The sequence below is a fragment of the Pseudomonas sp. FBCC-B545 genome (genome assembly GCF_059134095.1).
In genome coordinates this window covers 2,111,050-2,126,224 of the sequence record NZ_CP101441.1, presented here as the reverse complement: position 1 = coordinate 2,126,224, position 15,175 = coordinate 2,111,050, and the positions used below count along the sequence as shown (strand labels likewise).

At 60.0% G+C, this 15,175-nt stretch carries 13 protein-coding genes and 4 tRNA genes; 3 read left to right on the top strand and 14 right to left on the bottom strand.

The genetic code is table 11. From position 1 onward, the window contains the following. Position 1 precedes the first annotated feature (1 nt). The 11 genes from NMB39_RS09880 to uvrB all read right to left on the bottom strand — a co-directional run bounded on the left by NMB39_RS09880 (position 2) and on the right by uvrB (position 9,313). Positions 2-949, bottom strand: coding sequence for a CsgG/HfaB family protein (locus NMB39_RS09880; RefSeq protein ID WP_232923713.1), 948 nt, complete (start codon positions 947-949; stop codon positions 2-4). A 456-nt stretch (positions 950-1,405) separates the two neighbouring features. Further along, entirely contained in the window at positions 1,406-2,368 is a 963-nt protein-coding gene (locus NMB39_RS09875) for a tRNA dihydrouridine synthase (protein WP_057024631.1), read from the bottom strand. A 55-nt stretch (positions 2,369-2,423) separates the two neighbouring features. Then, on the bottom strand, positions 2,424-2,858 hold the full coding sequence (locus NMB39_RS09870) for an acyl-CoA thioesterase (protein WP_494339335.1): 435 nt from the start codon (positions 2,856-2,858) through the stop codon (positions 2,424-2,426). Between the two features lie 38 nt (positions 2,859-2,896). Next, positions 2,897-3,727 (bottom strand): alpha/beta hydrolase, encoded by an 831-nt coding sequence (locus NMB39_RS09865; protein ID WP_057024685.1) that lies wholly within the window; start codon positions 3,725-3,727, stop codon positions 2,897-2,899. Between the two features lie 14 nt (positions 3,728-3,741). Next, positions 3,742-4,281, bottom strand: a complete 540-nt coding sequence (locus NMB39_RS09860) for a TetR/AcrR family transcriptional regulator (protein WP_046068946.1) — start codon at positions 4,279-4,281, stop codon at positions 3,742-3,744. Positions 4,282-4,463: 182 nt separating this feature from the next. Further along, positions 4,464-4,539: transfer RNA gene (locus tag NMB39_RS09855), tRNA-Glu, on the bottom strand. Between the two features lie 78 nt (positions 4,540-4,617). Next, positions 4,618-4,693 (bottom strand) — tRNA-Ala (locus NMB39_RS09850). Between the two features lie 50 nt (positions 4,694-4,743). After that, positions 4,744-4,819 (bottom strand) — tRNA-Glu (locus NMB39_RS09845). Between the two features lie 78 nt (positions 4,820-4,897). Then, positions 4,898-4,973, bottom strand: a tRNA-Ala gene (locus NMB39_RS09840). A gap of 147 nt (positions 4,974-5,120) precedes the next feature. Then, positions 5,121-6,602 carry a glutamate--tRNA ligase gene (gene gltX / locus NMB39_RS09835; RefSeq protein ID WP_046068947.1) on the bottom strand — a complete coding sequence of 494 codons (1,482 nt, stop codon included), beginning with the start codon at positions 6,600-6,602 and terminating at the stop codon, positions 5,121-5,123. A gap of 695 nt (positions 6,603-7,297) precedes the next feature. Further along, positions 7,298-9,313 (bottom strand): excinuclease ABC subunit UvrB, encoded by a 2,016-nt coding sequence (gene uvrB / locus NMB39_RS09830; RefSeq protein ID WP_043047516.1) that lies wholly within the window; start codon positions 9,311-9,313, stop codon positions 7,298-7,300. Between the two features lie 343 nt (positions 9,314-9,656). On the opposite strand from uvrB, the gene NMB39_RS09825 reads away from it, so the two are divergent. Together NMB39_RS09825 and NMB39_RS09820 are read left to right on the top strand one after the other, a co-directional pair. Further along, complete coding sequence (locus NMB39_RS09825) at positions 9,657-10,853, top strand: amino acid aminotransferase (RefSeq protein WP_043047517.1); 1,197 nt, start codon at positions 9,657-9,659, stop codon at positions 10,851-10,853. A gap of 98 nt (positions 10,854-10,951) precedes the next feature. Then, on the top strand, positions 10,952-11,161 hold the full coding sequence (locus NMB39_RS09820; RefSeq protein ID WP_043047518.1) for a hypothetical protein: 210 nt from the start codon (positions 10,952-10,954) through the stop codon (positions 11,159-11,161). Positions 11,162-11,283: 122 nt separating this feature from the next. On the opposite strand, the gene ptrR is transcribed toward NMB39_RS09820, so the two are convergent. Next, positions 11,284-12,156, bottom strand: a complete 873-nt coding sequence (ptrR, locus tag NMB39_RS09815) for a putrescine utilization regulator PtrR (protein WP_046068948.1) — start codon at positions 12,154-12,156, stop codon at positions 11,284-11,286. A 103-nt stretch (positions 12,157-12,259) separates the two neighbouring features. On the opposite strand from ptrR, the gene NMB39_RS09810 reads away from it, so the two are divergent. Further along, entirely contained in the window at positions 12,260-13,651 is a 1,392-nt protein-coding gene (locus tag NMB39_RS09810; RefSeq protein ID WP_494339336.1) for an aldehyde dehydrogenase family protein, read from the top strand. A 38-nt stretch (positions 13,652-13,689) separates the two neighbouring features. On the opposite strand, the gene NMB39_RS09805 is transcribed toward NMB39_RS09810, so the two are convergent. Beyond that, complete coding sequence (locus NMB39_RS09805; RefSeq protein ID WP_057024626.1) at positions 13,690-13,995, bottom strand: protealysin inhibitor emfourin; 306 nt, start codon at positions 13,993-13,995, stop codon at positions 13,690-13,692. 28 nt (positions 13,996-14,023) lie between these two features. After that, a complete protein-coding gene (locus tag NMB39_RS09800) occupies positions 14,024-15,085 on the bottom strand; it encodes a M4 family metallopeptidase (RefSeq protein ID WP_464006325.1) in 1,062 nt (353 codons plus the stop codon). Positions 15,086-15,175 lie beyond the last annotated feature (90 nt).

Genomic DNA, 15,175 nt, shown 5'->3' with positions numbered 1-15,175 from the left:
ATCACATCAGCGCAACGGCCTGACCTCGCGTAGGGGCCGAACCTTGGCGCCCCCATAATTCTTCGCGGCCATTGATGACGGCCACCGAATGCATGGCCCGGTTACACATACCCAGTTGCCCGTTAGCAAGGTCGCGTACAGAAACCTTTTTCATATGCTTCTTCAACCCCAGCCGCATGAACCCTTCACCCGGCCCGGTCTCGTCCTCGCCATTATTCAAACTGCGGATCGCCGCCTGGAAGCTTCGGCCCGCCGTACGATCATTGTTTTCCATCTGCGCACGCTTGGCACTGACCGCGAACAGAAACTGCGCATCCTTGAGCATCCCCTTGTCCGCGCCGACAAACCGCGCACCTCGCGCTCCTTCGGCGAGCTCCCGGTCGGTCAGGGTGAGCTTGAAGTCATCCCGCATGACCACCTGGTAGCCGCCACTGGTTTTGGTCACTTCCTTGAAAATATCCGTGGGGCTCTGGCCAAATCGATACATCGCCGCCTTAATGGCCGATACCGTCACACAGTTGCCATCCGGGCCTTGGCGAAACCCGCTCCAGATGTTGTCAGGCTTGGCGCCATTTCGCTTGCTGGAAAGCCCCTGGATCTCCAGTGCTGAACCTGGTTTGGGGGCGACAGGTTCTGGCATCACCTGCGGGGTAACCTCTACGGAAGGAGCAGGTGCATCAGGACGTACCTGGGCCCGTCTATCTCTTCGATCAGATATCAATGCTTGTAACTGAAAAGAAATTGAACGCAACGCAGTAAGAACTTCCGGCAACTTGTCAGTTTCGATTTTGCTTTCCGACACCGCGCTGACAGGAACGCGTACATCGCGCTTAATACCCTCACTGCCAGACCATAGCGCTGGGCTTGACTTATTACTCGCCTCAGCCAGATCACCGAACTTATTGAAATCTACAATACGCGCAATATTGTTAATTGAATGGATAGACATATACTTCTCCACACACAGGCATCCCACGGATACAGAGTTCCCGAAGGTGCCTGCTTTTCTTAAAATTTTAACCAAGCCCGCTCATACACAGTCTCGGGGCGCTCGTCCGCCCCTGCTCCAGTGCGGGTATTGATTGATTTTTATGAACTGGAACAACAGTGTCACCCAGTCCATCTATTCGTGGAGAATCCGCCTTTCGAGTTCCCGAAATCGTTTCTCATATAAAGACATCAACAGGCACTGAAGGGTGTCCCTCCTCGCCTGTGCCCTTGAAGTCCTTGCGCCAGGCCGCTGCTGACTAACTTCGAGCCTTACATACGTTAATAAACTGCTGAAATGTAAACAGTCGATAATATTCAAGCAACTTCCAGCTGCGTTTTTATGGTATTTAGCGCACACGAGAGAAAGGGCTCCAATAGAGCCCTGTCAGGTACATGTAAAACTTACTTAATTGGTTCAATCCAACGGGACTGGGTGCTGCATGCCCAATAGGCGACTGACCTGCTCCAATTGCGTCTCACGGCGCAGGGCCGTGAACAGTTCCACCGCCTCCGGGTAATTGCGTGTCAGCATCGCCAGCCATTGCTTCAAGCGGCCGGGCGCCTGCTTTTCAGTCAGTTGTGCCACCGATTGGCGCCAGAATTCCTGCAGCATCGGCTGCATCTGCGCCCAGGTCATTTCGACCACGTCCTCGCCCGCCTTCGCGGCTACGATCTGCCGCGCCAAGTCAGGGCGCGCCACCAAGCCACGGCCCAGCATGATGTCTTCGGCACCACTGATTTCGCGACAACGCTTCCAGTCTTCGACGCTCCAGATATCGCCGTTGGCAAACACCGGCACCTTGACCACCTCCTGCACCCGCGGGATCCACTCCCAATGGGCCGGCGGCTTGTAACCATCGGCTTTGGTACGCGCATGCACCACGATATGCGCAGCACCACCCTCGGCCAGGGCCGTGGCGCACACCAACGCCCCGTCCGGGCTGTCGAAGCCCAGGCGCATCTTGGCGGTGACCGGAATATGGGCAGGCACGGCGCGGCGCACGTGTTCGACAATCTGGTTGAGCAGTTCCGGCTCCTTGAGCAGCACCGCACCACCACGGGATTTGTTCACGGTCTTGGCCGGGCAACCGAAGTTCAAGTCGATGACTTCAGAGCCCAACTCGCAGGCCAGGGCGGCATTTTCTGCCAGGCATACCGGGTCGGAGCCGAGCAGTTGCACACGCAGCGGTACACCTGCCGCCGTATGGGCACCGTGCAGCAGTTCCGGAGCGAGCTTATGGAAATAGGCAGGGGTGAGCAGGCGGTCGTTGACGCGGATGAACTCGGTCACGCACCAGTCAATACCGCCCACGCGGGTCAACACGTCCCGCAGGATGTTGTCGACCAACCCCTCCATGGGCGCCAAGGCAATTTGCATGGAAAACACTCAACAAAAATCGTGGCGCAGTTTACTGGGTTTCCTGCGGTAACCGTTAACCCCCGGTCAGGGCGGGGCCATAACCTTCAATAAACTCGGCGGGCATACGCTTGGGCTTGCCGCTGGACAGCTCGATGCACACAAAGGTGGTTTGCGCACGCAGCAGGGTTGCGCCATCACGGGGGCGTACCAGCTGGAAACGACGGGTCATTTTCAGGCGCTGGTCCCAATCGACGATCCAGGTGGCCAGTTGCAGCTCATCCGCTTCATAGCCGGCCGCCAGGTAATCGATCTCGTGTCGCACCACGGCCATGGCACGATCCAGACGCCGGTATTCGGTGAGGTCCAGCCCCAGGCGCTGGGAATGGCGCCAGGCACAACGCTCCAGCCAGGACACGTACACTGCGTTATTGGCGTGCCCGAGGCCGTCGATGTCCTCAGGCGCGACCTGCAGATCGATGATAAACGGCGTTTCCAGGTCCCAGCCCATGCCTTGCTCCAGTCGATTAATGTCGGCGGGGCAGTGTATCAGGCGATTTGCCGTTCCTGTAGGCGGCCAGCCAACAGCACGAGTACCGCATCGATCACCCTTGGGTCGGCCAGCACTTTCTGATGCCCACCTGCCTCTATACGCAGCAGGCGGCTGTCGAACCACGCGTCATGGATGGCTTGCGCCGCCTTGACCGGCACGAAGGTGTCGTCTTCGGCATGCACGATCAGGCCGGGAATATTCATCTGGTAGTGAGCCACATCGAGGTGCTTGAGCGGCATACCGAACGTCAGTTCCACCTCCCGGATAAACGCCGCCCGCGCCCGCGACGGCAAACCGACCATGTGGGTGAAGCCGCGCAGCACATCCAGAAAACGCGACGGTGCGGCAATACTCACCAACGCCTCGGTACGCAGCCCCAGCTGCACCGCCAGCATCGCACTGGCGCCGCCCATGGAATGGCCGATTACCGCATGCAGCGGCGGCAACTCGGCAGCGGCCTCGAGCATGGCGCGGGCAAACAGCAGCACATGGGCTTCACGCCCCGGCGAACGGCCATGGGCTGGACCATCGAGGGCAATCACTGAATAACCGTTATCCACCAACGCAGTGATCAGGCTGGCGAACTGGGTGGGCCGACCTTCCCAGCCGTGCATCAACAGCACCGCAGGGCCCTGGCCCCAGCGCAGGGCGGACAAGCCAAAGCGCAAAGTAATGCGCTCCGATTGCGCCAACAGCGGCAGCTCCCAGGCTCGTGGCGGCAGGTCTCGCGGCGTCATGAACACACGTCGCATCCTGTTGGCCACGGTTTGCGGCGCCAGATGCCCCAGGGTGCCGTTGAAGCGACGAGTCCAGGTTAACGTGCCCATCATCCAGCCCTCTTCTAGCGTACGGCCGACTTGGCAGCGCGCAGCACCCGGTCAGACAACTCACCCGGGCCAAGGGCACGCGCCAAGGCCAGGCCGCCGATCATCAGCGCCATGTCCGCCAGGGCTTTGTCAGTGTCCTCAGGGCTGGCCGCCAGCTGTGCAGCCATCAGCTCGCAGTGCTCATTCAGCGCCTGGCGGAATTCATCGGGCAGGCGGCTCATCTCGCCCACCGTCGCCGGGATCGGGCAAGCCTGGGTGGTGGAGTCGCGATGCTTGCGCGACAGATAAAACGCCGCCACCAGCGCCCTGCGTTCTTCACCGGTCAGTTGGGAGTCCATGTCGTCAATGGACGCGCGACGCTTGGCCAACAGCTGGGTGAACGCCTCGAGCATCAAGGCGTCCTTGCTTTCAAAGTGCGCATAGAAACCACCGACCGTCAGCCCCGCCGCCCCCATGACTTCGCCCACGCTCGGCTCAGCCGGGCCACGCTGGATCAACGCCGCGCTGGCAGCCTGCAAAATACGCTCGCGGGTCTGGGCTTTTTTATCGCTCATACTTGCCTCCGTCTCTCATGGGTTGAATATTATTACCATAATAATATTTGGCAAGCGACCGGCATGACCATTGGTCAGTACACAGGAATGGGATTGGGGAGAGGATTGGCCAAACGCCAGACAAACAAAAGGGCCATTCAATAATTGAATGACCCTTAAAAATCCCGCAAAGCGGGTAATCGTGGCGTCCCCTAGGGGACTCGAACCCCTGTTACCGCCGTGAAAGGGCGGTGTCCTAGGCCACTAGACGAAGGGGACACAAACCTTCTGTACATTGATCAGGGCTGAGACCTGATCGATTCAAGGCCGGTGTGGCCAAACCTTGAACCTGTAAATTGGTGGAGCTAAACGGGATCGAACCGTTGACCTCTTGCATGCCATGCAAGCGCTCTCCCAGCTGAGCTATAGCCCCGGATTTTTCGCCTCGCGGCGCAGCAGACCTTGCGAGCTGCTTGTTGAAACTGGCGTCCCCTAGGGGACTCGAACCCCTGTTACCGCCGTGAAAGGGCGGTGTCCTAGGCCACTAGACGAAGGGGACAAAACCTTCTGTACAACTGATCAGGGCTGAGACCTGATCGATTCAAGGCCGGTGTGGCCAGACCTTGAACCTGTAGATTGGTGGAGCTAAACGGGATCGAACCGTTGACCTCTTGCATGCCATGCAAGCGCTCTCCCAGCTGAGCTATAGCCCCTCATCGGTGAGGACGGGGCGAATCTTAATGGCGGTTTGGAAAGGTGTCAAATTTATTTTCAACATTTTCCAAAATTTTTTGCCGGGATAACAATCACTTACCGACAAAACCCCGGAAAACCGGGGTTTTGTCACTGCAGCGGCCTGATTACGCGATGGCGCCCAGCAGTTTTTCCCATTCCTTGTTTTCTTTCTTCGACACACCACCAAGCAAATCAAGGGCTTGGCGAAGACGGAAACGGGTCAGGTCCGGCCCAAGGATTTCCATCGCATCGAGCACCGACACCGAACTGGCCTGCCCGGTGATCGCGGCAAACATCAGGGGCATGGCGTCGCGCAGTTTCAACTCCAGGGATTCCACTACCGCCTGGATCGTCGCGGTGATGGCGTCCTTCTCCCACTGGCGCAGGCTTTCGAGCTTCCACAGGATCAACTGCATCAGTTGGCGAACCTGGTCAGCCGAAAGCTTCTTCGACTCAAACAACTTGGCATCCGGGTTCACGCCCCCGGCGAAGAAGAAACTGGCCAACGGTGCGACCTGGCTGAAGGTCTCTACCCTGCCCTGCACCAATGGCGCGATCTTCATCATGTACTCAGGGTTCAACGCCCACTGCTGCACACGGCTGGCGAACTCTTCCACCGGCAGGTCACGCAGCCACTGGCCATTGAGCCACGACAGCTTCTCGATATCGAAGATCGGCCCGCCCAGGGAAACGCGGGACAGGTCGAAGTTGTCGACCATTTCCTGCAGCGAGAACTTCTCACGCTCGTCCGGCATGGACCAGCCCATGCGGCCCAGATAGTTGAGCATCGCCTCGGGCATGAAGCCCATGCGCTCATAGAAGGTTACCGAGGTCGGGTTCTTGCGCTTGGACAGCTTGCTCTTGTCCGGGTTACGCAGCAGCGGCATGTAGCACAGCTGCGGTTGTTCCCAGCCAAAGTACTCGTACAGCAGGATCAGCTTCGGCGCCGAGGGCAGCCACTCTTCGCCACGCAATACGTGGGTAATGCCCATCAGGTGATCGTCGACCACGTTGGCCAGGAAGTACGTCGGCAGGCCGTCGGTCTTCATCAGCACCTGCATGTCCATGCGATCCCACGGGATCTCGACGTCGCCGCGCAGCATGTCCGGTACCACGCACACTCCCTCGCTCGGCACTTTCATGCGTATCACGTGAGGTTCGCCAGCCGCCAGGCGTGCAGCCACTTCTTCCTTGGACAGCAACAACGCACGGCCATCGTAGCGTGGGGTTTCGCCACGGGCCTGTTGCTCGGCGCGCATCTGGTCCAGCTCTTCTGCGGTGCAGAAGCACGGGAAGGCATGGCCCATGTCGACCAGTTGCTGGGTGTACTGCTTGTAGATGTCGCTGCGCTCGCTCTGGCGGTACGGGCCGTGGGGGCCGCCGACGTCCGGGCCTTCGGCCCAGGTAATACCCAACCAGCGCAGGGCGTCGAAAATCTGCTGCTCCGACTCACGGGTGGAACGCAGTTGGTCGGTATCTTCGATCCGCAGGATGAATTCACCGCCGTGCTGCTTGGCAAAGCAGTAGTTGAACAAGGCGATGTAGGCAGTACCGACGTGGGGATCCCCAGTAGGCGATGGCGCAATGCGCGTGCGGACGGTGGTCATGGCAGGTCTCGAATGGGCGATAAAACTGAAAATTGAAGCAAGGGGCGAATGGTAACAGCCTGGGGGATTTCTGGAAAACCGCGGCGCGGCCATCGGGGGCAAGCCCCCTCCCACATTTGACTGTATTCACAAATCAACATGTGGGAGGGGGCTTGCCCCCGATGAGCATAGGTATCTACACAACTTTGGTACACCACTGCTTCTCTGGCAAGGGAGCTTATAGCTATCTAACTGATGCACCGCGATCCAAATGTGGGAGGGGGCTTGCCCCCGATGGCGGCCTGACAGCCGACCAGAATGTTGGATCAGACCGAGTACATATCCGTTATTTGGGCAACGGCCACTATTGGTTCCGCTTTTACAGCGGGTCACTTTGAAAAGCGCAAAGTAACCAAACGCTCTTGCCCCACCACTCGGCACCTCGCCCAGGCTCGGTGTGCCCGTAATCCGCCATGGATTTGGGGGGCCGCCGCCACGCGCCATCCATGGCGCGGGGCGGCTAAACCGGCATCCCTGCCGGTTTACCCCCCAAATCCCTGTCGAATTCCGGCCAGCGTGGTTTAACGGGGCGCCTGAGATCAAAATCAAAAGCAGATCAAGATCAGGAGCGGCTCGCTGCGCATCGTGGTTACGGTCTGCTGCTACGAAGTTGTGTAGATACCTATGCCCGATGAGGCCAGTAAAGCCAGCGCAAATCAGACCGTCAGCAGGCGCTCACGCAACTTGCCAATCTCATCCCGCGTCTGTGCCGCCGCCTCGAACTCAAGATCCCGCGCCAACTGGTACATCTTCTCTTCCAGTTGTCGAATGCGCTTGGTGATTTCACTCGGCGAACGCAGTTCGTTCTCGTACTTGGCGCTTTCTTCGGCGGCCTTGGCCATGCCCTTGCGCTTCTTGCTGCGCGAGCCGGGCACGGTGGCGCCTTCCATGATGTCGGCAACGTCCTTGAACACGCCTTTGGGGATGATGCCGTTTTCCAGGTTGAACGCGATCTGCTTGTCGCGACGCCGCTGGGTTTCGCCAATCGCCCGCTCCATGGAGCCAGTGATGCGGTCCGCGTACAGAATCGCCCGGCCATTGAGGTTACGCGCCGCACGGCCGATGGTCTGGATCAGCGAGCGTTCGGAGCGCAGGAAGCCCTCCTTGTCCGCATCGAGAATCGCCACCAGCGACACTTCCGGCATGTCCAGGCCTTCGCGCAGCAGGTTGATGCCCACCAGCACATCGAAGGTACCCAGGCGCAGGTCGCGGATGATTTCCACGCGCTCCACGGTGTCGATGTCCGAGTGCAGATAGCGCACGCGCACGCCATGGTCGGCCAGGTAGTCGGTCAAGTCTTCGGACATGCGCTTGGTCAGGGTGGTGACCAGTACGCGCTCTTCCAGGGCGACACGCTTGTTGATCTCCGAGAGCAAGTCATCGACCTGGGTCAGCGCCGGGCGGATTTCGATTTCCGGGTCCACCAGGCCAGTCGGACGCACCAGCTGCTCGATTACGCGGCCGGCATGCTCGGCTTCATAGTTACCGGGCGTGGCGGACACAAAGATGGTCTGCGGGCTGATGGCCTCCCATTCATCGAAGCGCATCGGTCGGTTGTCCAGTGCCGACGGCAGGCGGAAACCGTATTCCACCAAAGTCTCTTTACGCGAACGGTCGCCCTTATACATGGCGCCCACCTGCGGCACGCTGACGTGGGACTCGTCGATCACCAGCAAGGCGTCCGGCGGCAGGTAATCGTAGAGGGTTGGCGGCGGCGCACCGGACTCGCGACCCGAAAGGTAGCGCGAGTAGTTTTCGATGCCGTTGCAGTAGCCCAGCTCCAGGATCATCTCCAGGTCGAAGCGGGTGCGCTGCTCCAGGCGCTGGGCTTCCACCAGCTTGTTGTTGGAACGCAGGTATTCCAGGCGCTCGGCCAGCTCGACCTTGATACCCTCGATGGCGCCCATCAGGGTTTCCCGCGGGGTCACGTAGTGGCTTTTCGGGTAGAAAGTGAAGCGTGGCAACTTGCGGATCACTTCGCCGGTCAACGGGTCGAAGGCCGACAGGCTTTCGACTTCATCGTCGAACAGCTCGATGCGAATCGCTTCCAGGTCGGATTCCGCCGGGTAGATATCGATCACATCGCCGCGCACCCGGAAGGTGGCGCGGGCGAAGTCCATGTCGTTGCGGGTGTATTGCAGGCTCGCCAGGCGCCGCAGCAGTTCGCGCTGGTCGAGTTTGTCGCCGCGGTCGACGTGCAGCACCATCTTCAGATAGGTTTCCGGGCTGCCCAGGCCGTAGATGCACGACACCGTGGTCACGATGATCGCGTCCTTGCGCTCCAGCAAGGCCTTGGTCGCCGACAGCCGCATCTGTTCGATATGGTCGTTGATCGATGCATCCTTCTCGATAAAGGTATCGGAGGACGGCACGTAGGCTTCGGGCTGGTAGTAGTCGTAGTAGGAAACGAAGTACTCCACCGCGTTGTTCGGGAAGAACGCCTTGAACTCGCCATACAGCTGCGCGGCCAGGGTCTTGTTCGGCGCCAGCACCAGGGTCGGGCGGTTGATCTGGGCGATCACGTTGGCGATGCTGAAGGTCTTGCCTGAACCGGTCACCCCGAGCAGCGTCTGATGGGACAGGCCGGCCTCGATGCCTTCGACCATCAGGCGAATGGCTTCCGGCTGATCGCCGGCGGGTTCAAAACGGGTGACGAGCTGGAAATCCGACATAACGTACCTCGTGTAGTCACCCCAGACTCAACACCGCCAGGGACGAAATAGCTCAGCAACCCGCGATTAATCATCGCAGGTTGCAGGAAAAAACCATGATAGCTGTAGAAGTGGTGACGAATGTGATGGGTTTCAAGGCTATCCTCCTACAAGACCTTTCCCTTCAATGTTGCAATAAGACTAACGGTCAACAAATAAACCGAAAAACATCGCCGAAAAGCCGTTTCGGTTGTCGCCCTCAGCCGTGATGGCCTCTATACTAGCTCCCCGTTTGTGCACCGCTCTAGTGCATTCGGCTGGAGCGCGACACGTCCCTCCCTTCCCCCATAGAGCTGCCGCAAAAATGAGCCTGTTTTCCGCTGTCGAAATGGCACCACGCGATCCAATCCTGGGCCTCAACGAAGCATTCAACGCCGACACACGAACCACCAAGGTCAACCTTGGCGTGGGCGTTTACTGCAACGAGGAGGGGAAAATTCCACTCTTGCGTGCCGTTGCCGAAGCGGAAGCCATTCGCGTGGCGCAACACGCCGCCCGAGGCTACTTGCCGATCGACGGCATCGTGGCCTACGACCAGGCCGTGCAAAAACTGTTGTTTGGCGCTGAATCCCCCCTGCTGAGCGCTGGCCGCGTGATTACCGCCCAAGCGGTAGGCGGCACTGGCGCGCTGAAAATCGGCGCTGACTTCCTCAAGCAATTGCTGCCCAATGCCGTGGTCGCCATCAGCGACCCGAGCTGGGAAAACCACCAGGCGCTGTTCGAAAAAGCCGGTTTCCCGGTGCAGACCTACCGCTACTACGACGCTGCCACCCACGACGTCAACCGTGCCGGCCTGCTCGAAGACCTCAACGCTTTGCCCCCGCAATCCATCGTGGTGCTGCACGCCTGCTGCCATAACCCGACCGGCGTCGACCTGAGCCCGGCCGACTGGCAAAACGTGCTGGAGGTGGTCAAGGCCAAGAACCTGGTGCCGTTCCTCGACATGGCCTATCAGGGCTTTGGCGATGGCATCCACGAAGACGCCGCTGCCGTACGTCTGTTCGCTGAATCGGGCCTGACTTTCTTTGTGTCCAGCTCGTTCTCCAAGTCGTTCTCCTTGTACGGCGAGCGCGTGGGCGCGCTGTCGATCGTCAGCGAGTCCAAGGAAGAAAGCGCGCGCATCCTGTCTCAGGTCAAGCGTGTGATCCGCACCAACTACTCCAACCCGCCGACCCACGGCGCGGCCATCGTTGCAGCTGTGCTGAACAACCCTGAACTGCGTGCCCAGTGGGAAGCCGAACTGGCTGAAATGCGCTTGCGCATCCGCGGCATGCGCGAACAGATGGTGGCTGAGCTGGCCAAGGCGGCTCCAGGTCATGATTTCAGCTTCGTCGGTCGTCAGCGTGGGATGTTCTCCTACTCCGGCCTGACCGTTGAGCAAGTCACCCGCCTGCGCACCGAGTTTGGCATCTACGCACTGGATACCGGGCGTATCTGTGTGGCGGCGCTGAACCAGTCGAACATTGGTGCGGTCACACAAGCAATCGTTCAGGTGCTGTAAACCTGCTGGCGTTGCACAGAAGGGGAAGCCATGGCTTCCCCTTTTTTGTGCCCAGCCCCTAGACTGAACCTTGACCGCCCCTTTGCTGTGAGAGCCCTATGAGAAACGACGACCTGGATCTGCGTGCCGACCGCGACGAATTGCACGATTACGCCCCACGTGCACCGCAAGCCAAACGCCAGAAGAGCCTGGTGCTGCAAGTGGCGCTGGGGGTGTTCCTCGGTGGTCTGGCGTTGTGGCTGGTGCAACTGGGTGCGACGGCGATCATGGCCAAATTGGCCATGGGCACCTTCCAATTTGGCGGCTGATGAAGAACAAAATGTGGGAGGGGCGGTGCGACGATTCGACTTGCTCCCGATTGCATTCTTTCAGCCAAGTATTCGTTAGCTGAAACATCGCTATCGGGAGCAAGCCCCCTCCCACATTGAACTCAGGCGGCTGCCAGGCCGCGTTCTTCCAGCAGTTTTACGAAACTGTTCAGGCTCTGTGACACAGTGCCCCGGCGCCAGATCAGCCAGGTATTCAGTAAGCGGAAGCTGTCCGTCAACGGCCACACACTCACCGCCGCACACCCCGGCATACTCTCAAGCATGCTGCGCGGCATCAGCGCCAGCCCGGCCCCGGCGCTGACGCAGGCAAGCATGCCGTGGTAGGACTCGATCTCGAAGATCTTGCCCGGCATCGCGCCATCCTGTGAGAACCAGCGCTCGAAGTGGTGCCGGTACGAACAGTTGGAGCGAAACGTATAGATGTTTTCGCCATTCACATCCTGCCCGCGGGTGATCGGCGCGTGATGCAGCGGCGCAATCACCACCATCTCCTCTTCGAACACCGCCACGCCTTCCAGGGTGGAATGCAGCACCGGTCCGTCAACGAAAGCCGCAGTCAGCCGCCCGGACAACACGCCTTCAATCATGGTGCCCGACGGTCCCGTACTCAGGTCCAGCTCGACCTTGGTGTACTGCTGGTTATACGCCGCCAGCAAGGCGGGGATGCGCACCGCTGCCGTGCTCTCCAGGGAGCCCAGGGCAAACGCACCTTGGGGCTCCTCCCCCGCCACCGTAGCGCGGGCCTCTTGCACCAGGTCGAGAATACGCCGCGTATAACCGAGGAAATTCCAACCGGCCGGGGACAGGCGCAAACGGCTTTTCTCGCGGATAAACAACTCCACGCCCAGGTCCTGTTCCAATTGCTTGATGCGCGTGGTGAGGTTTGACGGCACCCGATGAATCAGCTGCGCGGCAGCGCTGATGCTGCCTTGCTCGGCAACGGCCTTGAAAATTTCCAGCTGCACCAGATCCACATCATTCTCCAATCGTGAATGTATTGCTTAATATTATTCAGTTTCCAGAAAAGATACAGCCCCGTACGCTGGCCCCATTCCACTTATTCAGCCGGACGGTGCCATGAACGCAATGACCCACCAGACCCACGCCTTGTCGATCAACCCCGCCAATGGCGAAACAGTCGCCAGCTATACCTATGAAACCGCGGCACAGTTGGACGCCGCCCTCACCCGTTCGGCCAGCGCGTTCCGCACTTGGCGCCGCCAGCCGGTCAGCCAACGCGCAGAATTGCTGCTGGCCCTGGCCGCCGCCTTGCGCGGGCAAGCCGAAGCCATGGCGCAAATGATCACCCTGGAAATGGGAAAGCCCATCGCCCAGGCCCGCGCCGAGATCGAAAAATGCGCCCAACTCAGCGAGTGGTACGCCGCTCATGGCCCGGCCATGCTCGCCCCTGAGCCGACCCTGGTAGACAACGGCAGCGCCCGGATCGAATACCGCCCGCTGGGCCCGATCCTCGCGGTGATGCCGTGGAACTTCCCGGTCTGGCAGGTGCTGCGCGGCGCCGTGCCGACCTTGCTCGCCGGCAACACCTACGTGCTCAAACACGCGCCGAACGTGATGGGCAGTGCCTATCTGATCCAGCAGGCGTTGCGCACAGCCGGTTTCGCTGAAGGCGTGTTCGAAGTGATCAACGTGACCCAGGACGGCGTGTCCAGCGCCATCGCCGACCCGCGCATCGCCGCCGTGACCCTCACCGGCAGCGTGCGCGCCGGTATCGCCATTGGCTCCCAGGCCGGCGCAGCATTGAAGAAATGCGTGCTGGAACTGGGCGGCTCCGACCCGTTTATCGTGCTCAACGACGCTGACCTCGACGCTGCTGTGCAAGCGGCCGTGATCGGCCGATTCCAGAACAGCGGCCAAGTCTGCGCCGCCGCCAAGCGCCTGATCATTGAAGCTGGGGTGGTAGAAGCCTTCACTGCCAAATTCCTTGAGGCCAGCCGCGCCCTGGTGATGGGCGACCCGACATTGACCACTACCTATATCGGCCCCATGGCCCGCTTCGACCTGCGCGACGAACTGCACGGCCAGGTCCAGGCGACCCTGGAAGAAGGCGCGACCCTGCTGCTGGGCGGCAACAAAGTCCCAGGCGCGGGCAATTACTACGAACCGACCGTGCTGGCCGGCGTCACCGATCAGATGACCTCGTTCAGACAGGAACTGTTCGGCCCCGTGGCGTCGATCATCACCGCCCGCGATGCCGAGCATGCTGTGGCCCTGGCCAATGACAGCGAGTTTGGCCTCACCGCCAGCATCTTCACCACCGACTCAGCCAAGGCCCGCGATATTGCCGAGCAACTGGACACCGGCGGGATATTCGTCAACGCGTTCAGCGTGTCAGACCCTCGGGTGGCGTTTGGCGGTGTGAAGAAAAGCGGGTTCGGCCGCGAGCTGTCGCACTTCGGCGTACGCGAGTTCTGCAATGCGCAGACAGTGTGGCTGGATCGCAAATAGCCAGACAGGGGCGACTGCGCAGCAACCCCAGTCGTGCATCAACTGCGGATGTGCCGTCGCACGCATTGCACCAACCCTTCCAACGCCTGCGACTTCACCGGCGCGAGCACACAGACCGTGTGCTCACGCTCGCCCTCCGCCACTGTCAGGGTGTAGTGCACTCGGTCGGGGTTACCGGCTTCGGGCACGGTGCTTTGTGGCAACTGAAAAAAATCCGAAGCTTCGATCAGTTGCCGCAATTCCTGCTGGTCCGGCTCGGGTAGCTTCTCCAGCTCTACCGTACGCGGCTTGGCCAGCCCCGGAAAAAACGCCGGCCCACCGCTTTCCTTGATTGAGATTCGCATGGCTGTTCCTCGCCGCCCAAGCGGCTGGTCAAACATTGATGCCCACGGCTTTCCACCCCTCCTTGACCGCTTTCTGTTCATCCTTGTTCGCGCCGTAAAGACCCCCGGCCACATCATAGGTAATACGCGCAAAACGCAGGAACCCCGAGTTCGGTCGCAGCCGCGCATCCCGCAGTGCGTCATACCAGATGCGCCCTGCACGCTCCCAGGCGAACCCGCCAATCTTGGTCGCCACCTGATAGAACGCGTGGTTGGGAATGCCGGAATTGATATGCACCCCGCCATTGTCCTCGTATGTCTGTACAAAATCATCCATGTGACCCGGCTGCGGGTCCTTGCCCAGCAGCTTGTCATCAAACGCAGTGCCTGGGGCTTTCATCGAGCGCAGAGCGGTGCCCTTGATCTTCTTGGTGAACAACCCTTTGCCGATCAACCAATCAGCCTCCTCGGCGGTTTGCTTCAACGCATACTGCTTGATCAGTGAACCGAACACGTCGGACAGCGACTCGTTCAACGCGCCGGACTGGTTGAAGTACATCAGCTTGGCCTCATCCTCGGTAACGCCATGGGCCAACTCATGGCCAATCACGTCGAGCGCCACGGTGAAGCGATTGAATAACTGCTGGTCACCGTCGCCGAAGACCATCTGGGTCGAATTCCAGAACGCGTTGTTATAGTCCTGGCCGAAGTGCACCGTGGCGTCCAGGGCCATGCCGGCATCGTCGATGGAATTGCGGTCGAATACCTGGTCGAAAAAATCGAAGGTCGCGCCCAAGCCTTCATAGGCTTCGTCCACCGCGGCATCGCCACTGGCCGGTTGCCCTTCGCCGCGGATCAGCTTGCCAGGCAGGCTGTCGGTGTTTTCAGCGCTGTAGATCGAGCGCTGTTTCTCGGCGCCCATGGCCAACGCCATGCGGGCTGGGCCCTTGGCGGGTACCGCGACCATGCGCAACGAGCGGAACGTGCTGTCCTTGGCGCGAGTGCGTAATGCGACTTCCCGTTGGGCTTTATCCCCGTGGCGGGCGATCTGGTCGAGCATATAGGGTGGGATCAGACAGAAAATCGGGTTGCGCGGCTGGCGAACACACATAAGCTGGCTCCTTTTTGGCGTGTGATGAACGTCCGGTAGCGGTTTCAGGATAGCCCTGTGTTCGCCACCTGGGCCAAATTGTCATGAGTT